This is a genomic window from Clostridium sp. UBA7791 (genome assembly GCF_002480755.1).
Taxonomy (GTDB): domain Bacteria; phylum Bacillota; class Clostridia; order Clostridiales; family Clostridiaceae; genus Clostridium_J; species Clostridium_J sulfidigenes.
The window spans coordinates 1176990-1199474 of sequence record NZ_DLCT01000005.1 but is presented as its reverse complement, the minus strand read 5'-3'; the positions used below and the strand labels follow the sequence as shown (position 1 = coordinate 1199474).

The window sequence follows — 22485 nt, the reverse complement described above, 5'->3', positions numbered from 1 at the left end:
GTTAGTAATTTGTCGTTATATATCCTATTAAATTCATTATTCATATTTATTTATAACATAAATATTCTCCAGATGAAATACTCTTATGCAACTCTTACGTAATTTCACAACAAAATTTTATTATATATGTATATCGTTACATAATAAATATTCTATTATACCATAATAAAAGAGTCTATTAATTAATTCATAAATAGGCTCTTTTACTGTAGATATTACTTTTTATTTTCTATAAAATATGCTAACTACTTTAATATAGTCTTATTAACATTTTTCTTTGAATTATTATTTCGTATTAATGTGTTATACGCTTCTATTATTAAGACTATAGCAAGAATAAATAGTATTAGTGCAATTATACCTAATATATAATTGGGAGTTGATGAGAAAATATAATCTTTAATTAATAGACCTAAAGCAGATAATGTTACAATAAACATTAATACCATGGGTATAATTGTAACTAAAGCTTTCTTTCCACTCTTAGTAAGCCATGCTGTTATTGCTAAAAGTGCAAGAGCTGCTAAAAGTTGATTAGCGGATCCGAATATTGGCCATATCTTATTATATCCATAAAGGATTAAACCAAAGGAAGCTAAAACAGTTATTCCAGTTGATACATACATGTTTTTGCTTATAATATTCTTTTTACCACCTTTTCCCTCACATAACTCTTGTAAAATATATCTTCCAATCCTAGTAGCTGTATCTAAGCTTGTAAGAGCAAAAGCTGAAAAGCACAAAGTAACAAACACTATACCTACTTGTTGAGGTATTCCGAATCCACTCATAAAATTAGCAACACCATTTGCAAATATAACAGCAGGTGTACCTTCTGCTTTGGTTACATAGCCTACAGCTATGAGAGCTATAACAGCTACTATACCTTCAATTAACATAGAACCATATCCTATAAGTTTAGCATCCGGCTCTTCTCTATCAATCTGTTTAGATGTGGTGCTTGAGCTCACAAGAGAATGGAAACCTGAAATAGCACCACAAGCAACAGTTACAAACAAGAATGGGAATAGAGTTTTTCCACCCATATTAAAACCATTAAAAGCAGCTAATTCCATAGCAGGTCTTTTTATTACTATTCCAAGCAGAGCACCTATAATGATTCCGTATAGTAGGAATGAGCATAAATAATCTCTTGGTTGTAATAATAACCAAACAGGTAATGTAGATGCTAAGAAAATATATATTAGTAATAATATTTGCCATCCAAGCTTTGACAACTTAATAATTGGAAATATATATCCTATATAAATACAAAATAATAATAGCACTATCCCTATTACTGAAGCTACTGATAACTTAGCACCTTTTTTGAACACACTAAATCCAAAAATCACTGCTAATACAATAAATAGCATAGATGCTGTTCCAGCTTGAGCTCCCATCAAATTTTCTGGAATAGCAGGATCATAAGCAAAGGTAGATGCACAAATATCTGTAAAAGCTGCTACTACCAATACAATTGTGACCCATCCAAATATATTAAATAATTTTTTTCCTTTCTCTCCAATGTTTACTTTAATAACTTCACCTATTGTTTTCCCATCATGCCTTACAGATGCAACTAATGATCCAAAATCATGAACTCCGCCTATAAAGATACTTCCTATGATTATCCACAATAATACAGGTAACCATCCAAATATAGCCGCTTGGATAGGTCCTGTGATTGGACCTGCTCCAGCTATAGATGAAAAATGGTGTCCAAGTAATACCTTTGAATTTGTTGGACAATAGTCTACATCATCCCTTAGTGTATGTGCTGGAGTTTTTCTTTTGGGATCAATCCCAAATTTTTTAGCAAGAAAGGCTCCATAAGTCACATAGGCTACAATGAATATAGCTATGCAAATTAATAATAAAGCTAATGAATTCATACCAAAACCCCCTTTATATTTAAAACAAGGTCATAAAATTATAAACCTTATTTTTAACTAAGTTATATTAAACAAAGAAAATGCCGATTATAGATTAATTTATATTAACCTTATCAAAGGATAAACTGTCAATTATATCTTTAGATATTTTATTATGATATATTTCACCGTTATTCAAATCTACTACAATAAGCCTTAAAATACTCCATCCATAAAAACTCATTCTATAATTCTTAGTATAATTAAATCTTTTAATTTTTCTCATAATATCTTCATCATTTATGTTTTTAGTCACAAGTATTCCAGTTATGTAGGTAGTTTTATGATTCTTGTGTGGATTAACTATACTTACCGTGCATTTCTTAAGATAATTTATAAAATCATCTAAAAATTTCTCATCAACTCTATCTTCACTGACTACCAAACAATGTTCATTACACTCATATTCATCAATTATTTTATTTTCAGAAATAAAGCTTCTTCCAAATTTCATATTCCAAATTCCATAAATATCTATCCTTTTATTCATTAGGCTCTTATTTATTTCTAAATGAAAATTATTAGAAAATACTTTTGCAAGATGATTTAAATAAATTAATTTATCCATATATCCTCCTAAAATATGTTATACTTATTTTTATGCTGATTTTTAGTGATTTATAATAATTATGAAAAATAAATGTAAATATTTCAAAATTATATTTATAATATCTTTTTAACATAAAAACCTATACTATAAAATAATTTTGTATAGAAACTTAATAGTTTTACATATATAATAAAAATGATTAATAATTTACTTTATTAGAATAATTTAAAATTATTACGCAATTATTAAGGAGATGATCTGAGTATATGAAAATAAATGATGAGTTATTAAAAAAATATGCAAAACTTAGTGTATCAATCGGTGTAAACGTACAACCTAATCAAATTCTTGTTATAAAATCACCTGTAGAATGCGTTAATTTCACGAGAATGATTGTTGACGAGGCCTATAAAATTGGCGCAAAAGAAGTTGTTGTTCATTGGAGTGATGAAGAATGTGCTAAACTCAAATATCTCAACTCCCCTATAGATGTTTTTGAATCATATCCAGATTGGATGAAAGAATCCATGCTCACCTATGCTAAAGATGGAGCTTGCTTTTTAAGTATAAGTGCATCAAATCCTGAACTACTAAAAGATGTAGATCCTAAAAAAATTGTAGCTTCACAAAAATCCTCTAGCATAGCTACAAGAGAATTTAGCGAAAGACTTATGAGTAATAAAAATTCTTGGTCTATAATAGCTCTACCAACTAAAGGTTGGGCAACTAAAGTATTCCCTAATCTTTCTGAGGATGAAGCAATAAATAAACTATGGGGAAACATATTTAATATAGTACGTGTGGATCAAGAAAATCCAGTTAAAGCTTGGGAGGATCACAAGAAAAATTTAATTAAAAAAATAAACTACCTTAATGAGAAAAATTTTAAATATCTTCACTACACCAACTCTCTAGGTACAGACTTAAATTTAGAGCTTGTGGATAATCACCTATGGATAGGTGGTGCAGAATACACTCCAGAGGGAATAGAATTTATTGCAAATATGCCTACAGAAGAAATCTTTTCAATGCCAAAGAAAACAGGAGTTAATGGTAAGGTCTTTAGCTCAAAACCTCTAAACTATGGTGGCAACCTAATTAATAACTTCTCTCTTACCTTTAAAGATGGTAGAGTTGTTGATTTTGAAGCTAAAGAAGGCTATGAGTCCTTAAAGTCATTAATTGAAACTGATGAAGGATCTCATTTCCTTGGAGAAGTTGCTTTAGTTCCATTTAACTCTCCTATTTCAAATTCCAATATAGTTTTCTTTAACACTCTATATGACGAAAATGCTTCATGTCACTTAGCCTTAGGTAAAGCATATAACTTATGTGTGAAAGATGGATCAAACAAAACTACTGAAGAAGTGTTAGCTCTAGGCGGCAATGACTCTTTGACTCATGTTGACTTCATGATAGGAACCTCTGATTTAAATATTACTGGAATTGGCTTTGATGGTTCAAAATCCCCTATATTTGTAAATGGTAATTGGGCTATATAATTATTAAATATCACTATATAAATTTAATCTCATATATATGTTTTTATTATCAACTTCAATGTAACTTATAGATAATTTATTAAGTTAAAATTATCTATGAGTTATTCTTTTTTTAGTTAAAATTATAGTTATTATAATTAGTAATAAAGTTTTAATACTTTTTGTGTATTTATGTTGTAAAATATTAATTGTAAATCATAAAAAATGTTTAAAAATAAAAGGTGGTGCTCAATAGTATGTCAAATTTCAATATTTTAGTAGTAGATGATGAAGTTGAAATATGTAATGCTATAGAAATATATTTAAAGCGTGAAGGCTTAAACGTGTTAAAGGCTTACGATGGAATTGAAGCTCTTCAAATTTTAGAAGAAGAAAAGATTCATTTAATATTATTAGATGTAATGATGCCAAAACTTGATGGTATAAAGACATGTTTAAGAATTAGAGAAAATAGAAATATACCTATAATAATTCTGTCTGCTAAATCTGAAAATCTTGATAAGATTATTGGATTAAATAGTGGTGCTGATGATTATATAACTAAACCTTTTAATCATCTTGAACTTATAGCTAGGGTTAAATCTCAACTAAGAAGATATGAAAAACCTCTTGATATAGAAAATGTAAATTTAAAAGATAAAATTATAATTAAAGACTTAATTATTGATACAACCCTAAAATCTGTAACCCTAAGGGATGAGCCTGTAAAACTGACAGCTACAGAATATGGAATATTACTATTACTAGCTTCTAATAACGGTAAAGTTTTTTCTATAAAAGAAATATATGAAAATGTATGGAAAGCTCCATTTTACCATAGTGAGAATACAGTAACTGTTCACATTAGAAGAATGCGTGAAAAAATTGAAATTAATTCTAAAGATCCAGAATATATAAAAGTTGTCTGGGGAGTTGGATATAAAATTGAAAATCCTAGTTAAAGGAGGGTTAAACCTTGACTTCTACTATTAAAAAATTAATTAAAAAATGGATTAATGCCTCTAACGAAAATATAAATTTAATTGAAATACTGATAGTTTTTATTATAGGTATAACTGTTCTTCCAAAATTTCTTCAAATAACTCTATCTGATTATGATAATTATACCAATAGATATAGTTTTTATGGAACTGCTATTATTAACGAAAAAACTTTTAAGAATGAGATGTTACAAAATGATGTCATCAATTTCAGAGAAAATTTACTAAGTGTTACAGAAGGATTTTCAAAAATTCTCTATTGTAAAACTGATAATGATGCAAAAGTTATACAAAACTCCTTAGAAACTTCTCTTATTGGTGATATTGGAGTTTTACTGATTGATAAAACTAATAATAGGTGGTTTTCTAATAGAAATTGGTTTTCAGATTATCCCTTCAATGAACTTCCACCTAAAGATGCATTAATAAAATTATCTAAAGAAGATGATGTGGTAGTTTATAGTTCTAATAATTTATCCCATTATTCAGCTCCAAGAGGTTACTACAATGGTGCATATACCTCTCCTAATGCTGAATTAGAGGAACTTTACTTTATTCGTGGTGCTAAATATAGTAGTATGGCAAACTTCATAAGACTTAGATTTTATTTTTCTATTCCTCTATTAATTATATTTATGATTTTGTTAACTAAACAATTTTTCTGTATTAAAATTTTTGGAATAAAAAAATATATACGTATTTTTAACAATTTACTTATTTTTAGGCTAATAAAATCTATTAATATTTTTTTTGTAAGTATTAAGGATGTATTTAAAAACTTATTTTTCGATACTACACTATTAGGACTTTTTATATTTTGGGTAATGTATTTTCCACTATCCTATGTGTTTAATTCTAATGATTACTTTTTTTACTTCAACAGGAATCTTAATAGTTTCCTTATAAAATCAACTTTTTTTATAATTATAGCAAGTACATGTGTTAGATATTTAGAGAGCATAAATAATAAGAATAATTTAATCAAATATCTTAAAAAAATTGAAGATGGAGATATGGATGTAGATATAAATGCTAAAAATCTTGGTAATTTATCCAACTTAGCAATGGAAATAAACAATTTAAAGGTAAGCTATAACAAGAAAGTTGAAGAAGGAATTCGAAGTGAGAAGTTAAAAACTGAACTTATAACTAATGTATCCCACGATTTAAAAACCCCATTAACTTCCATAGTAAATTATGTAGATATACTTAAAGATGAATCCCTTGATAAAAGCGAAATAAAGGATTATGTTACCATTCTAGATAATAAATCAACTAAACTTAAAAAGCTTGTTGAAGACTTATTTGAAATGTCAAAAATGAACTCTGGACAAATTATTTTAAATAAAAGCGATGTAGATATTGTAGAACTAATTCATCAGAGTCTAGGAGAACTAAGCTTTTTAGGTGAAAATAAGAGTCTTACCTTTAAAGTAATTGGAAATAAAGATTGTCACCTACACCTAGATGGTGCTAGAATTTCAAGAGTTATGGATAACTTAATATGCAATGCTATAAAATATTCACTTGAAAACTCTAGAATTTATCTTGAAGTTATTGAATGTGAAAAAGAATGTGAGATAATAGTAAAAAATATATCAAAATATGATTTAGATTTTAATGAAGATGATATTCTTGAACGATTTGTTAGAGGCGATAAATCTAGAAATTCTACAATAGATGGTTCTGGTTTAGGCCTTGCTATTTCTAAAACTATAGTAGAACTCCATAAAGGTACTCTTAAAGTGAAATGTGACGGAGACTTATTTAAGGTAATAATTAAACTTCCTAAATCTTAAAATATAAAATTAGATAAACTTTACAAAGCTACCTTAAAGCTATAGCGTTTAGGTAGCTTTTTTATATTTCCTCAATATCTTCATTCTTATAGTACTTTTCTCTAAATGTTCTATACTCATCTAAAATATTTTTATTATCTTCTATAAAGCAATTAAATATATTTAAATTCTCTACAGTATCACTACCTACCACATGCTCAATTAACTCTGTTTCTATGAGTATATCACTATCAGAGCCTAAAAATTTCAAAAACTTTTCTATTGTATTATGTCTGCATAAAAGATATTTACCTACCTTTATACCAAGAGCAGTAAGTCTTATAATTCCATACTTTTCATAATCAATCAAACCTAGCTTACCGAGCTTCTGCATCATCTTGGAGGCTGAAGAATCCCTAACATTTAGCATTGCAGACAGCTTATTAAGTCTTATATAATCCTCCCCTTCCATAGTGCATCTATAAAGCATCTCTACATAATCTTCCATGGATGCAGTGATTAATCTATCATCAAATAGCTTCTGTTCATATGCTCTAACTGTATAAAATTTTTTATCCACTTACTTTATCCTCCATATTCTATAAATTATATTTTGTTCCTTAACAAATTTTCAACCTTCCATTTCTATTACATATTTATTTAGATTATAAACACTAAAATATAAATAATTAAAAACTATTAAATATTTCTACTTTATTTTTAAAATAGTATTTTTAAAATAGTATCATGAATATATAAATAATCATATGTTAGAGTAGGGAAAGATTTTTTCCCTACTCTAACTAGTTAAATATATGATTAATTAAAAATAATTAGAAGTACTATAACTTACTTAATTAATTATAAATACAAAAAGTTTAAAAGGAGATTAACAGTATGAATAAAAATTCAAATGTTTATATAGAGTCATCTAGAATATTACCCTTAACAGATTTATCTATGGGCAAAAAATGCAAAGTAAAAACTCTTACCTCTAGTGGATCTATAAGACGCAGAATGCTTGATCTTGGACTTATATCCAATACAGAAATAGAAGTTCTTAATCAAAGTCCTTCTGGTGATCCTGTAGCTTATTTAATTCGTGGAGCAGTAATTGCAATTCGTAAAGAAGATGCTTCTAACATATTAGTTGAAGCACTTTAATGTGGTAAGCCTACTAAAGCATTTCATTATAAGAATAAAAATATATTAGTTTTATTCTTATTTGCAAAACATTATAGGCTTCAGATAGAATAGTAACTTCATCTGAAGCCTATTACTAGACATTATGTAACACAATCTATGCTTACCCTAAACTTTTCATAATTATATAAGATTAAATAATACAATAATTTATTATAGGAGGTTTTTTAATGGGATTAACTAATCAATCTACCGGAGTTAGCGCTTTAGAAAAAGAACTTAATATAGATCGTGCTTCCCCCTCAGATAAAATAATTGCTCTAGCTGGTAATCCCAATGTAGGCAAGAGCACAATTTTTAATAGCTTAACTGGACTTAACCAACACACTGGAAATTGGCCTGGAAAGACAGTATCCAATGCACAAGGAAGATATACTCACAAGGATAAATCCTTTATACTAGTTGATATACCTGGAACCTACTCTCTTATGGCTAACTCTGTAGAAGAAGAGGTTGCTAGAGACTTTATCTGTTTCGGTAATCCTGATGCCACTATAGTTATCCTTGATGCTACTTGTCTAGAAAGAAACTTAAACTTAGCACTTCAAACTATAGAAATAACTAACAATGTAGTAATATGTGTAAACCTACTAGATGAAGCTAAAAGAAAAGGAATTAATGTAGACTTAACAAAACTTTCCTTACTTCTCGGTGTTCCTACTGTAGGTACTAGCGCTACCACAGGATATGGTCTTAAAGAATTAATGGATATAGTATATAATCTCACAAATAATGAAGTGCCTATAAATCCTATTAAAATTAAGTATGATAAAGTTTTAGAAGATTCTATCTCACTAATAGAACCAGAAGTAAAAATAGCTCTAAAAAATATAGCTTCTAAAATTAACCCTAGATGGATTTCTTTAAAATTATTAGAAAATGACCCTAGTCTAATTCAATCCTTGAATAAATATTTAAATATTAACATGCTAAATAATGAAATAATTAAAAAAAAGATAATAGAAGCAACTAATCTTTTAACTACTTATAACATAACGGGAGAACATTTTAGGGATATATTAGTAACTACTTTAGTAAGTAAAGCCGAAAAAATCAGCATGAAAGTGGTTACAAAAGAGAATTATAAATATAATATTACTGATAGAAAAATTGATAGAATTCTTACATCTAAAATATATGGAATACCTATAATGATTTTACTTTTATGTGTTGTTTTTTGGATAACAATTACAGGTGCTAATTACCCTTCATCCCTTTTATCTACTGCACTCTTCTGGATTGAAGATAGACTTAGTGTATTTTTACTAGGTTTAGGTGCACCCTGGTGGCTAGAAGGTGTTCTAATAAAAGGAATTTACAGAACCTTAGCCTGGGTTATTGCTGTAATGCTTCCTCCAATGGCTATTTTTTTCCCATTATTCACACTTCTTGAAGATTTAGGATATTTACCTAGAATAGCGTTTAATTTAGATAACTTCTTTAAAAAAAGCTGTGCATGCGGAAAACAAGCTCTTACTATGTGCATGGGATTTGGCTGTAATGCAGCAGGAATAATTGGATGCAGAATTATAGACTCCCCTCGAGAAAGGCTAATTGCAATTATTACAAATAATTTTGTACCTTGTAATGGACGTTTTCCAACTTTAATTGCTATAATCACCATGTTCTTTGCTGGCACTTTTGTTGGACCATCACAATCTATTATATCTTCATTAATTCTAACATGTGTAATCCTATTAGGAGTATTTATGACCCTAATGATATCCAAAATTCTATCTAAAACTATACTTAAAGGAGTACCATCATCCTTTACTCTAGAACTTCCCCCTTATAGAAAACCACAAGTGGGGAAAATAATAATCCGCTCTATATTGGATAGAACTCTATTCGTTTTAGGTAGAGCAGTTGTTGTAGCAGCACCTGCTGGATTAGTTCTTTGGATAATGGCTAATATTACAATTGGAAACTTTAGTCTACTAGCTCATTGTGCTAATTTTTTAAATCCCTTCGCCAATTTAATAGGCTTAGATGGTTATATATTAATGGCATTTATACTTGGTTTTCCTGCTAATGAAATTGTAATTCCTATTATTATTATGAGTTATACAGCCACTGGAAGTTTATTGGAATTTGATAGTTTAATTCAACTAAGACAACTTCTAACTTCAAATGGTTGGACATGGCTCACAGCATTAAATGTAATGTTATTTTCTTTAATGCACTGGCCATGTAGTACAACTTGTTTAACTATAAAAAAGGAAACTCAAAGCTTTAAATGGACCGCCATTTCCTTTGCAATTCCTACCATAACAGGTATTGTAATTTGTTTTACGATAACAACTCTAGTTCGAATTCTAGGCCTTGCTTAAACATTTAAATAAAAAAACAGAGTTTACACACTCTGTTTTTTTATTCATCTCTACTTTTGCCTTACCCATAAAAACTAAAATTATTTTCTATACTTTGCACTAAAGTACTTCCTTCAATTCCTTTAAATATAGAATTTACTGTATATTCTTTAACCTGATCATAAGATTGAAAAATTCTTTGAGCTGAAATACAGTCATTATACACTTTCCAATATCCACACAATAAACACTTCTTATCATTACAGTTAATAAAATCTTTCACGTCATTAATTGGTATTCCTAAAAAAATACCTAATTCATGTGGACAGTTAAATTCTTTATATCTATTTTTTAACACATTTAAATATTCTATAATAGTTCCATTTTCTGAATAGCCTAGACCTATTAAAAACTCTTTATTTTCTTCTTTCCCTATATATTTTTCAAGTAACCGCTGATTATAAATTAATACTACAATTGAATCATCAGATTCTCTTAGTTCTATAAAGTCAAGACCTATACTTTGAATAAACGCTTTTCCCATTGAACCCCAGTTGCTATATAAATTTCTATTATATTTTTTAAAAGTAATAGTAGCAGCTGGTTTAACCTTTGCAATCACCAATGAAGTATTATAAATTAAAAAGTTTTTAATATATTCTTCACCATTCATAGATTCTAACTTATTATAAAATTCTAAACATGTCATTTTCATTACCTACCTATAAAAGTGTTATTTTTTTACCAAAATTTATACATTCATCTTCATCTTCTGGTTCGCCACAAATTATTAAACAGTCCTCTTTTATTTCACATCCATAAGAAAGCATTCTATCTTCCCAATCTCTCATCCACTTTCCATCTCCCCAACCATAGGATCCAAATAAAACAACTTTCTTTTTAGATATTTTTGAAGATATCTCTTCAATAAAAGGTTCAAACTCAGATTCTTCTAATACTTCATCTCCCATAGATGGGCATCCTAATACTATTACATTTTCATCATCAAAGATGCTACTGTTAGCATTAGCAACATTGATTACTTCTGCATTTTTTCCTTCTTCTCTGATTCCTTTAGCAATTAATTCTGCCATTTTCTCTGTATTACCTGTACCTGACCAATAAACTATTTTCATAACACATCCTCCTTAATTGAAAATTATTCTCAATTAAATAATATCGGATCTTCGCGGTATTGTCAATAGTTTTTGATAATTATTCTCAATTGAATAGTAACAAATAAATCATAATCCTATTATGCTTGTATATGTATGGTTTTATACTTATTAAAGCTCTTTAAATAAATAATAAAAGGCATCTTTCTATTGAACTGCTATCAAATTTATAGATATCAGTTAATATTCTAGAAAAATGCTTCTTTTATTATTTATATTATTTACTTTCCTTATCTCTAATTGCAGCTCTTATAAATCCTTTGAATAAAGGATGAGGATTATTAGGTCTTGATTTCAATTCTGGATGAAATTGCACTGATACATACCACGGATGATCTTTTATTTCAACAATTTCTACCAATCTATCATCGGGGCTTGTCCCAGTAATATTCATACCTTTCTCTACTAATTCTTCTCTAAACTTATTATTAAATTCATACCTATGTCTATGTCTTTCATTTACCAATATTTCATCATATTCACTAGCCACTATTGAATTTTTGTCTAGTTTACATGGATATAAACCAAGTCTCATAGTACCACCTAAGTTTTCAATTTCTTGTTGATCTGCCATTAAATCTATTACTGGATATTTTGTATTTGGGTCAATCTCAGAGCTATTAGCTCCTTCATATCCAAGTACATTTCTAGCAAATTCTATAACTGAACATTGCATACCTAAACATATCCCAAATAAAGGTTTTTTATTCTCCCTTGCCCACCTTATAGCTTCAATCTTGCCTTCTATTCCTCTATCTCCAAATCCCCCTGGTACTAATATCCCATTCACATCAGAAAAAATTTCATCCGAATTATATCTTGCTACCTCTTCTGCATTTATCCATTTCATTTCTATTATGCAATCATTAGCATATCCACCATGACTTAAAGCCTCAACTACAGAGATATACGCATCATGTAGTTCTACATATTTACCAACTAAAGCAATCTTAATTTTCTCATTTAAATTTTTAATTTTATTAACCATATTAATCCATTGTGAATTATCAATATCCGTACATTCTAAATTTAATCTTTCACATACTAACCTATCTAGACCTTCCTTATGTAACATTAAAGGTACTTCATATAAGTACTCTGCATCTAGATTTTGTATTACATTTTTACCTTCTAAATTACAAAACAAACCTATTTTTGCCTTCAATTCATCTGATATTTCCTTTTCAGCTCTACAAACTATTAAGTCTGGTTGAATTCCTATACTTCTTAATTCTTTAACCGAATGTTGAGTTGGCTTTGTTTTTAATTCACCAGCTTTTCCTAGATAAGGTACTAAAGTCACATGTATAAAACACACATTTTCCTTACCTACTTCATACTGAATTTGTCTTATAGCTTCCAAAAATGGTAAGGATTCAATATCTCCTACAGTACCACCAATTTCAGTTATTACCACATCTACTGCCTTTTCCTTTGTTACCCTACATATTCTTTCTTTTATCTCATTAGTTATATGAGGTATTACTTGAACAGTTCCACCTAAATACTCTCCTCTTCTTTCTTTAGATATGACTGACCAATAAATTTTACCAGTAGTAACATTGCTACTTTTGCTCAAATTTTCGTCAATAAATCTTTCGTAATGTCCTAAATCTAAATCAGTTTCAGCACCATCATCAGTAACAAATACTTCTCCATGTTGATATGGACTCATTGTTCCTGGATCTACATTTAGGTATGGATCAAACTTCTGTATTGTAACATTTAATCCCCTATTTTTTAAAAGTCTACCTAAAGATGCTGCTGTAATACCCTTTCCTAAGGATGAAACTACTCCACCTGTTACAAAAATATACTTACTATTCATGTTATCTTCTCCCATACAATTTATTTTTATATTTTATTAATTTACTATTGACTTTTAATCTCTACATTTGTATAATAAGAATTACCCCATAAATAATATGGGGTAGTCTGTACTTTTAACATAGAATTTATATTACCACACTTCCATATATATGGCTAGTGTTTTTTGTCATTTTATATATTTAATTTAATAATTAAATATATAAAATTATTGTTAGTATAAATCTAACTAATTTACATATTAATATGTGAGGCTATCTTAGAATAATAAAAAACATTCTAAGATAGCCTCACTTTTAACTATTTTTTAAATTAAAACACACTTTAATAATTAAATTTATTATGATTCATTTCTTCATCATATAAAAATTAAATATACAAATCCACTTATGAATTAAAGTAAATTTATATTATTTTCCTTACAAATTTTTATATTTTTTTCATCCCATGTAGTAGCTTGAACTTCACCAATATGAGCTTTGTTTAAAAAAAACATGCATATTCTTGATTGACCTATTCCTCCTCCAATTGTATATGGAAGTTCTCCTGCTAATAATCTCTTATGAAAATCTAGACGTCTTCTGTTATCATTACCTGATACTGTTAATTGATAATCAAGGGCTTTTTCATCTACTCTTATTCCCATTGATGAAAGTTCTACAGCCCTATCTAATAAAGGATACCAAAATAATATATCTCCATTTAAATTCCAATCATCATAATCCGGACTCCTACCATCATGCTTTTCTCCCGATTTTAACGCTCCACCTATTTTCATTATAAATACAGCGCCAAACTCCCTACAAATTTCATCTTCTCTTTCCTTAGAAGTAAAGTTTGGATAAATGTCTTCTAGCTCCTGAGTAGTTATAAAATGTATTTCATTTGGTAAAGGATTTTCTACCTTCATTAAATTTTTATCAACAAATTCTTGAGTTTTCTTAAATACCTTATAGATTTTTCTTACAATATCTTTTAAATATTCTTCATTTCTATCTTCTTTTTTTATTACCTTTTCCCAATCCCATTGGTCTACATAAACTGAATGTAAATTGTCTAGTTCTTCATCTCTTCTTATAGCATTCATATCTGTATATAATCCATCTCCAACTTGGAAGTTGTATCTATGAAGACTCATTCTTTTCCATTTTGCTAAGGAGTGTACTATTTCAACATTTTTTCCTGTAGCCAGCAAGTCAAATACTACCGGTCTCTCAACTCCGTTTAAATTATCATTTAATCCACTTTGAGAGTCCACAAACAGTGGAGCTGAAACTCTAGTCAAGCTAAGATTTTCTGATAAAGTTCTTTCAAAAAAATCTTTTATCTTCTTTATGTGTACTTCTGTTTCTATTAATGTGGCATTCGATTTATATCCTTTCGGAATAACAATCCCTTCTATCTTCATAATAATTCCTCCTTAGATTTTAAGTTTAAAGTTAAAGAGTTGATAAAGTTTTATGGGCCCATACTTTATCTTTTTTATTTATATATAATAAAAAAACTCTCATCCCTATATATAAATATAAAAGGACGAGAGTACTACTCACGTGTTACCACCTTAATTCATTGCTACTTTACAATAACAATCTCTTCAAGTACGTCAATTAATACAAATTGATTATACTCTAGCACTATATCGGGTGCAGATCCGGTACTGCCTACTGGTTGTTATCTTTCGGAGCACTGCTCAGAGATGTTATTCAAATCAACTTACTCTTCCACCTCTCAGCTTATGGGGAATTCTCTGTAAAGATACATTAATTTTACTTCTTCTCTTCAACGCTTTCTACATTTCATTTTTTTAAATAATATCACAATTAATTTATTTTGTAAAGCACTTTTAAAATGCTATCTCAAAATTTCTTTTGAGATAGCATTTTGATTTTAAAGTTCTTTTTATTTATTTAATTACTCTACATAAGCATCTCTAAATTCCATTTGTCCTAATGGTGATTTATAAGTTCCTTTAACATTTTTGTCTATACATAATACATTGGTATAATAGTATAGTGGTATAATTGGTGATTCATCCATTAAAATATCTTCTGCTTTGTGTAATAATTCTGTTCTCTTAGCGTCATCTAACTCTACTTTAGCTTGAGCTATTAACTTATCATATTCTTTATTTGAATATCCTGCATTATTTTGTCCATTACCAGTTGTCCACATATCTAAGAATGTCATCGGATCATTATAATCTGCTATCCATCCATGTCTAGCCATAGAATATTGGAAATTATTCCTTGTATCTTGGAATACTGCCCACTCTTCATTTTTCAACTCTACATTAATTCCTAGATTTGTTTTCCACATATCTTGTACTGCTTGAGCTATATTTTGATGACCTTGATCTGTATTAAAAGTAAATGTTATTGTTGGTGCTCCTTCTCCATTTGGATATCCAGCTTCTTCTAGCAATTTCTTAGCTTCTTCAATATTTGCACCCTTTGATGAATAATCCTTTTGAAACTCTTTTCCTATTGAATCAAGAATACCTGCTGGAACATAGCTAGTTGCTGGTGCTTGACCACCTTGAGCTACCTTATCAACTATTAGTTGCCTATCTATAGCTAGTGATAAAGCTTTTCTGAACTTAGGATTGCTTAATGCTTCAGCTGCTTTAGGATCTACATCCTTAGCTTTGTCTGATACATTTATTACATAGAAGTACGTTCCTAAATAAGGATATATTTTTGCTGTTCCTTCATCTAGTAATGTAGGAATTTCAGCCTGAGGTGGTGATTCTATTACATCTATTTCTCCACTCTTAAAGGCATTTAAATAAGTTATTTGATCATCTATTAATCTTACTTCTAATGTTTCAAGTTTTACATTTTTAGCATCCCAATAATTTTCATTTTTTACAAATGTAATACTTTCTTTTTCTTTCCATTCAGACATCTTAAATGGTCCATTAGATATATATGTGTCTGGTTTTAATGTCCATTTTTCTTCATTTCCTTCTATAATGTCTTTTCTAACTGGGAAATAAGTTGGAAAAGCTGCCAATGATAAGAAATATGGAACTGGAGATTCAAGAGTTACTTCTAAAGTGTTATCATCTATAACCTTTACACCTACATCCTCTGCTGTAGCAACCTTATCTCCTACTTTTTCCTGATTATAGTATGCAGCTCCATTTTTTATATAGAAAAGTTGATATGCATATTCTGCTGCCACTTTAGGATTTAATGCTCTCTTCCATGCATATTCAAAATCCCCAGCTACTACCGGTTTTCCATCTGACCATTTAGCATCCTTCCTTATATGGAAAGTATATACAGTTCCATCGTCAGATACTTCATACTTTTCAGCAGTACCTGGTACTATTTTAGAATTTTCATCCTCTCTCATTAACCCTTCAAAAGCATTGTGAATTATTGTTGAACCATCTACTGCTGAATTTAGCTGTGGATCAATAGTTTTAGGATCTGCACCTAAATTATATACTATTTTTTGTTCTACTGTTTCTTCTACCACAGGCGTATTGCTATCACCAGGTTTTTCTCCTTCATTTCCTTTAGTCTTAGTACATCCTAAAAGTAATGTACCTGTCATTATTGCAGTCATTATCAGTGCCATTATTCTAGTTTTCTTCATTCATTGACCTCCTTATTAAATTAATTAATTTATTTTAAAATAAATGACAAGCTACGCAATGACCAGGAGATACTTCCTTTAAAATTGGCTCCTCTTCACCACAGATTTGTTTTGCATATTTACATCTAGATTTAAATCTACATCCTGGTGGGGGATCAATTGGAGATGGAATATCTCCCTCTAAAATTATTCTTTGTCTTCTTTTAGCTTCATCCGGATCAGGAATTGGAATTGCAGATAGTAATGCATTGGTATAGGGATGTATTGGTTTACTATATACCTCATTACTCTCTGCTATTTCAACTAGTTTTCCTAAGTACATTATTCCAACTCTATTGGATATATGCTTAACCATGGATAAATCATGAGCTATAAACAAGTAAGTTAGGCCAAAGTCATTTTGCAAATCCTCAATCATATTAATTATCTGAGCTTGTATGGATACATCTAGAGCAGAAATAGGTTCATCACAAACAATAAACTCTGGATTAACTGCAAGAGCTCTTGCTATTCCGATTCTTTGTCTTTGACCTCCTGAAAACTCATGTGGATAACGATTTAAATGATTTTGATCAAGACCTACCTTATCTAAAAAATACTTTACTTTTTCTTCTCTTTCTTTGCCTTTACATATTTTATAAATATCTAATGGTTCACCGATAATATCTCCAACGGTTAGCCGTGGATTAAGTGATGCATAAGGGTCTTGAAATATCATCTGCATCTTTTTTCTATAAGATAGCATCTGCTTATTAGTTAGCTTACCAATCTCTTCATTATCATAAAATATCTCTCCAGCAGTAGGATTATATAATTTTAATAGAGTCCTACCTAAAGTTGTTTTACCACATCCTGATTCTCCTACTAGGCCTAAAGTCTCTCCTTTTTTTATTTGAAGAGATACCCCATCAACAGCCTTTAATATTCCTTTATTCTTACTAAAAATTGATTTCTTAGTATTGAAATATTTACATAGATTTTTTATTTCTATTAGTTTCTCCATGCTACTCATCTTCCTTCCTCCTCTTCAATGGAGTTTCAACCTTTGGTGCCCTATTATCATTTAACCAACAAGCAGATTTATGTCCTGGAGTTATTTCATAATATTTAGGTCTATGCTCTTTACATACTTCCATAGAATATTTACATCTAACATAAAATGGACATCCCTTTGGAGGTTTAAATAAATCTGGTGGTTGACCATCTATAGGTCTTAGTCTTTCTCTTACCAAGGTATTAGGATTAGGAACACTTTCCATAAGACCCCAAGTATATGGATGTTTAGAATTATAGAATATATCCTTTACAGTTCCTTGCTCTATAATAAGACCTCCATACATTACATTCACATTATCACAAATATCTGCAACAACTCCCAAATCATGTGTAATAAGAATTATAGATGTATTTAGTTTTTCCTTTATATCCTTCATTATCTCTAAAATTTGTGCTTGTATCGTAACATCTAGTGCAGTAGTTGGTTCATCCGCTATCAATAGCTTTGGATTACAAGTTAATGCCATAGCTATCATAACCCTTTGTCTCATACCCCCAGAAAACTCATGTGGATATTGCTTCATTCTGCTTTCAGGACTAGGTATACCAACTAAGTGTAATAATTCTACAGCTTTTTTATGTGCTTCTTCTTTAGTCATCTTCTTATGGATTCTAAGCGGCTCCATAATTTGATTTCCTATAGTCATAAGCGGATTCAAAGAAGTCATAGGATCTTGGAAAATCATGGATATATCATCCCCTCTTATGGTAGACATATCTTCCTCACTGATAGATACTATATCCTTATCTTCAAATCTTACTTTCCCCTCTTTTACTTTACCATTATCATCTAAAAGCCTCATAATAGACATCATTGTAACACTTTTTCCACTACCAGATTCTCCAACTATACCCATAACCTTACCATGTTCTAGATTAAATGAAACTCCCCCTACAGCTTGCACTTCTCCAAATTGAGTATAGAAAGATGTTTTTAAATTATTTACTTCTAACAAATTACTCATCCTTCCACCACCTACTTTTTAATCTTTGGATCTAGAGCATCTCTAAGCCCATCACCAAGCATATTAAATGAAAAAATTGTTATACATATAGCCAACGTCGGAAATAAAAGCTGATACGGATATAATCTTAAAGTAGATAAAGCATCACTAGCTAAAGTTCCCCATGATGCAAGTGGTGGTACTAATCCTAATCCAATAAAACTTAAAAAAGCTTCTGAAAATATTGCAGTTGGTATTTGCAGTGTAAGAGTTACTATAATTGGACCTAAACAATTTGGAATTAGATGTTTAAATAGTATTCTCTTACCTTGAGCTCCTAAAGTTTTAGCAGCTAAAATAAATTCTTGTTGTTTAAGCTGAAGTATTTCTGCCCTAACAATTCTAGCCATACCTATCCAATAAGAAATAGCCAATGCTACAATAATATTGAATAAACCACCTTTTTCAAGAATGACCATTAATAGTATTACATATATTGTCATAGGTATAGAAGATATTATATCTACAATTCTCATCATAATATTATCTACCCATCCACCTATAAGTCCAGCAATTCCACCATATACTATACCTATAACCAAATTAAGTATAGATGCCACAAAACCAATTATTAAAGAATATCTAGCACCATACATAACCCTTACAAACAAATCTCTTCCTAGTGAATCTGTTCCAAACCAATGCTCTGCAGACGGTCCTTGGTTAGTAAGCATTAAGTTATTTGTCGTATAATCATGTTTAGAAAACCAAGGAATAAATATAGCTCCTAGAGTTATAAGAATAACAAAGATAAGCCCTACTATTGCTAACTTATTTTTTTTAAGTTTTCTCCACGAATCTTTCCAATAAGATACACTTGGCCTATTTATTGTATCCTTTTGTTTACTACCTTCATCTACAAAGACAAAATCCTTTTCTAAAATTTCATTAATTTCTTCATTAAATTCCATAACATCACCTCCTACGCTTCAACATTTTCTAATTTAATTCTTGGATCTATAATTACATACATAATATCCACAATTAAATTACATAGTATAAGAAGTGTACTATAGAATATAGTTACTCCAAGTATAGTTGTATAATCTCTATTTGTTATTGTAGTTACAAACTCTCTTCCAAGTCCAGGTATAGCAAATATCTTTTCTACTACAAAGCTACCAGTTAATATTCCTGCAATCAATGGACCTACGTAGGTTACTATAGGGATTAATGTATTTCTAAGAGCATGTTTAAACATGATTCTTCTACCATTAACTCCTTTTGCCTTTGCAGTTCTAATATAATCTGATTTCAAAACTTCTAAAAGTTTAGATCTTGTAAGTCTAGATATAAATGCTATGGAATATCCAGCTAGAGCTACTGATGGTAAAATATAACTCTTTAAGTTATCTAACCCTGTTATTGGAACTAAGCTTAGTTTAACTCCAAATACATACATCAATAATGTAGCTATAACAAAGCTTGGCAATGTAACTCCCAGTGTAGCAAGTACCATACATATTGAATCTGGCCACTTATTATATTTAAGAGCAGCAATTATCCCTAAAAGTATTCCAAAAATTAAGGAAATTGCCACAGCTACTCCACCAAGTTTAGCAGATGCCGGGAAAGAATAACCTATTATTTCTTGTACTTCTCTTCCTTTGTATCTCATACTTGGACCTAGATCCCCCTTAAGCAAGTCCTTTAAATACATAGAATATTGCTCACCTAAAGATTTATCTAATCCATATTTTGCTTCTAAACTAGCCTTTATTTCTGGTGGTAGTGGCTTTTCACCATCAAAAGGTCCACCAGGCATTAATCTCATTAAAAAAAATGTCGCAGTGATAACTATAAATATAGTTACTACACTTATACCTAGTCTTTTTAGAATGTATTTAATCAAATTCTCACCCCCCATTTTTTATATGATATATATATATTGATTTATTCTCTCAATATTCCATTAATTTTTGTTTAATCCATTACTTTTTAATGATAAATTAATAACAATCTTCATATATATCTATATTTCACTATTTCTTAATGGGTTAATGTGCTTTGTTGCTCAATAAAGCTAAGTAATTATATTTTTCAAAAAAAGAAAAGCGCCTTAAAATTTTGCACTCTTTAAGATATTTATTCACATTTCATTAAGGAAATGATGCTTAAACATCAATTTAAGATCTAGTGTATTTTAAGACAACTCTTTAAACTATTAATTTATATTTTTCTTTACAAAGGTACCTTCCTTCATAATTATCTGCATGTTACCACTTCTTATATCATGAATATCCTTTAATGGATTTCCATTCAATACAATAATATCAGCAAACTTACCTGACTCCAAAGTGCCTGTTATATCATCAATTTTTAGCATTTCTGCTCCATTTTTTGTAGCTGCTAAAATTACCTCCATATTGGTAAGTCCAGCTTTACAAAGAGTATACATTTCAGTTATTGCATATTCTCCATAGGGAGTTAAGCTACTACAGAAGGAATCTGAACCTACTGTTATTCTTATTCCCTTTTTATTTGCATTTCTTAGATTACTTATTATACGATTTAGCTCCTTTTCAGCTACTGTCTCTCCCTCATAATCATCTAAAATTTTTCTATAGGGAGGCTCGTACACTGTAAACCATTGATAGAAGAATTGAAGGGTTGGACAAAAGCTTATATTCTTTTCCTTCATTATTTCTAAACATTCTTCATTTAATTCCTGACCATGGATTATAGCAGAAACTCCTGCCTTACATGAATTTAAAGCTCCTTCATAACCTTCAGCATGAGACCAAACCGGTAATCCAACCATATTGCATTCATCTACCACAGCTTGTATTTCCTCCATACAATAGTGAGATGCTGCTTTGGCATCATGTCTCCATATACCTCCTCCAGTAGACCATATTTTTATAGCATCAGGATTTTCACGTATTCGTTTTCTGATAGACTTACGCAATTCCCAAGGTCCATCAACTCTTTCTGCCCATGGATGTGAATCTTCATTATAGTTCAATGGTAAATTATGTGAATCTCCATGTCCTGAAGTTCTACAAAATCCTAAACCTGTTGCAACTATACGTGGTCCTGGTATTATTCCTTCTTCAATCATATTTCTAAGATGAATTCCAGAACGAGAAATTTCACCTACGGATGTTAGTCCATGCTCCAAAGCTTCTCTAGCTTGAGCAACAGCTACTATTGTCTTTTGTATCACAGGCTCTAATACCCACTCTGTATCACTATCTGTTCTATTTCCGCTAAAATGTAGATGAGAATCTATAAGCCCTGGCATAATAGTTTTTCCTGATATATCTATTATTTCATAATTCTCTTCTATTTCTTTCATCACTCCAGCATAAGTAATTTTCTTATTTTCAACAAGAACTAAGGAATTTTCTACAGGTTCAGTTCCTGATCCATCTATCAATAGTCCTCCTATAAATGCTATACTTCTCATATTTTACCCCCCAAAAATTATTCACATTATTATGGCTTCACTTTGATATACTCCAATAGTTTGCCTCAACTCATTATTATACCATATATGTAAAATTAAACAGGGTTAATTTTATGTTTTTTATAATTTATTTCATGAAAATAAAATGAGTAGAC

18 protein-coding genes and 1 other annotated feature are annotated in these 22485 nt (G+C 29.7%); of the genes, 5 read left to right on the top strand and 13 right to left on the bottom strand.

From position 1 onward, the window contains the following. Nucleotides 1-245: 245 nt before the first annotated feature. Nucleotides 246-1895 carry a carbon starvation protein A gene (locus B3Z56_RS11165; RefSeq protein ID WP_346848058.1) on the bottom strand — a complete coding sequence of 550 codons (1650 nt, stop codon included), beginning with the start codon at nucleotides 1893-1895 and terminating at the stop codon, nucleotides 246-248. A 94-nt stretch (nucleotides 1896-1989) separates the two neighbouring features. After that, the gene (locus B3Z56_RS11160) at nucleotides 1990-2502 is read right to left on the bottom strand and encodes a hypothetical protein (protein WP_346878792.1); all 513 of its coding nucleotides are present in this window, start codon (nucleotides 2500-2502) and stop codon (nucleotides 1990-1992) included. 248 nt (nucleotides 2503-2750) lie between these two features. Here B3Z56_RS11160 and B3Z56_RS11155 point away from each other — a divergent pair, with 248 nt between their 5' ends. The 3 genes from B3Z56_RS11155 (at nucleotide 2751) to B3Z56_RS11145 (ending at nucleotide 6765) form a co-directional block, all read left to right on the top strand. Further along, complete coding sequence (locus B3Z56_RS11155) at nucleotides 2751-3986, top strand: aminopeptidase (protein ID WP_346848056.1); 1236 nt, start codon at nucleotides 2751-2753, stop codon at nucleotides 3984-3986. 236 nt (nucleotides 3987-4222) lie between these two features. Then, on the top strand, nucleotides 4223-4927 hold the full coding sequence (locus B3Z56_RS11150) for a response regulator transcription factor (RefSeq protein ID WP_346848055.1): 705 nt from the start codon (nucleotides 4223-4225) through the stop codon (nucleotides 4925-4927). Nucleotides 4928-4941: 14 nt separating this feature from the next. Beyond that, entirely contained in the window at nucleotides 4942-6765 is a 1824-nt protein-coding gene (locus B3Z56_RS11145) for a HAMP domain-containing sensor histidine kinase (RefSeq protein ID WP_346848054.1), read from the top strand. Nucleotides 6766-6826: 61 nt separating this feature from the next. On the opposite strand, the gene B3Z56_RS11140 is transcribed toward B3Z56_RS11145, so the two are convergent. Next, entirely contained in the window at nucleotides 6827-7324 is a 498-nt protein-coding gene (locus B3Z56_RS11140) for a metal-dependent transcriptional regulator (RefSeq protein WP_346848053.1), read from the bottom strand. A gap of 317 nt (nucleotides 7325-7641) precedes the next feature. On the opposite strand from B3Z56_RS11140, the gene B3Z56_RS11135 reads away from it, so the two are divergent. Both B3Z56_RS11135 and feoB read left to right on the top strand, forming a co-directional pair. Further along, a complete protein-coding gene (locus B3Z56_RS11135; RefSeq protein WP_346848052.1) occupies nucleotides 7642-7908 on the top strand; it encodes a FeoA family protein in 267 nt (88 codons plus the stop codon). Between the two features lie 209 nt (nucleotides 7909-8117). After that, complete coding sequence (gene feoB / locus B3Z56_RS11130) at nucleotides 8118-10277, top strand: ferrous iron transport protein B (RefSeq protein WP_346848051.1); 2160 nt, start codon at nucleotides 8118-8120, stop codon at nucleotides 10275-10277. Between the two features lie 61 nt (nucleotides 10278-10338). Here the strand turns inward: feoB and B3Z56_RS11125 are convergent, their stop codons facing one another. The 10 genes from B3Z56_RS11125 to B3Z56_RS11080 all read right to left on the bottom strand — a co-directional run bounded on the left by B3Z56_RS11125 (nucleotide 10339) and on the right by B3Z56_RS11080 (nucleotide 22330). Then, the gene (locus B3Z56_RS11125; RefSeq protein WP_346848050.1) at nucleotides 10339-10965 is read right to left on the bottom strand and encodes a DUF3793 family protein; all 627 of its coding nucleotides are present in this window, start codon (nucleotides 10963-10965) and stop codon (nucleotides 10339-10341) included. A gap of 13 nt (nucleotides 10966-10978) precedes the next feature. Next, entirely contained in the window at nucleotides 10979-11392 is a 414-nt protein-coding gene (locus B3Z56_RS11120; protein WP_346848049.1) for a flavodoxin, read from the bottom strand. A gap of 256 nt (nucleotides 11393-11648) precedes the next feature. After that, nucleotides 11649-13259: a CTP synthase gene (locus B3Z56_RS11115; RefSeq protein WP_346848048.1), complete on the bottom strand. Its 1611-nt coding sequence runs from the start codon at nucleotides 13257-13259 to the stop codon at nucleotides 11649-11651. Between the two features lie 393 nt (nucleotides 13260-13652). Beyond that, nucleotides 13653-14660: an aspartate--ammonia ligase gene (gene asnA / locus B3Z56_RS11110; RefSeq protein WP_346848217.1), complete on the bottom strand. Its 1008-nt coding sequence runs from the start codon at nucleotides 14658-14660 to the stop codon at nucleotides 13653-13655. A 124-nt stretch (nucleotides 14661-14784) separates the two neighbouring features. After that, nucleotides 14785-15050: a binding site (T-box leader), on the bottom strand. 119 nt (nucleotides 15051-15169) lie between these two features. Beyond that, nucleotides 15170-16861: a peptide ABC transporter substrate-binding protein gene (locus B3Z56_RS11105; RefSeq protein WP_346877461.1), complete on the bottom strand. Its 1692-nt coding sequence runs from the start codon at nucleotides 16859-16861 to the stop codon at nucleotides 15170-15172. A gap of 34 nt (nucleotides 16862-16895) precedes the next feature. Then, a complete protein-coding gene (locus B3Z56_RS11100; protein ID WP_346848046.1) occupies nucleotides 16896-17873 on the bottom strand; it encodes a dipeptide ABC transporter ATP-binding protein in 978 nt (325 codons plus the stop codon). Beyond that, on the bottom strand, nucleotides 17866-18882 hold the full coding sequence (locus B3Z56_RS11095) for an ABC transporter ATP-binding protein (protein ID WP_346878791.1): 1017 nt from the start codon (nucleotides 18880-18882) through the stop codon (nucleotides 17866-17868). Before B3Z56_RS11095 ends, B3Z56_RS11100 begins: the two co-directional genes overlap by 8 nt. A gap of 11 nt (nucleotides 18883-18893) precedes the next feature. Next, nucleotides 18894-19832, bottom strand: a complete 939-nt coding sequence (locus B3Z56_RS11090; protein ID WP_346848044.1) for an ABC transporter permease — start codon at nucleotides 19830-19832, stop codon at nucleotides 18894-18896. Between the two features lie 11 nt (nucleotides 19833-19843). After that, complete coding sequence (locus tag B3Z56_RS11085; RefSeq protein ID WP_346848043.1) at nucleotides 19844-20773, bottom strand: ABC transporter permease; 930 nt, start codon at nucleotides 20771-20773, stop codon at nucleotides 19844-19846. 312 nt (nucleotides 20774-21085) lie between these two features. Beyond that, nucleotides 21086-22330: a metal-dependent hydrolase family protein gene (locus B3Z56_RS11080; protein ID WP_346878790.1), complete on the bottom strand. Its 1245-nt coding sequence runs from the start codon at nucleotides 22328-22330 to the stop codon at nucleotides 21086-21088. Nucleotides 22331-22485 lie beyond the last annotated feature (155 nt).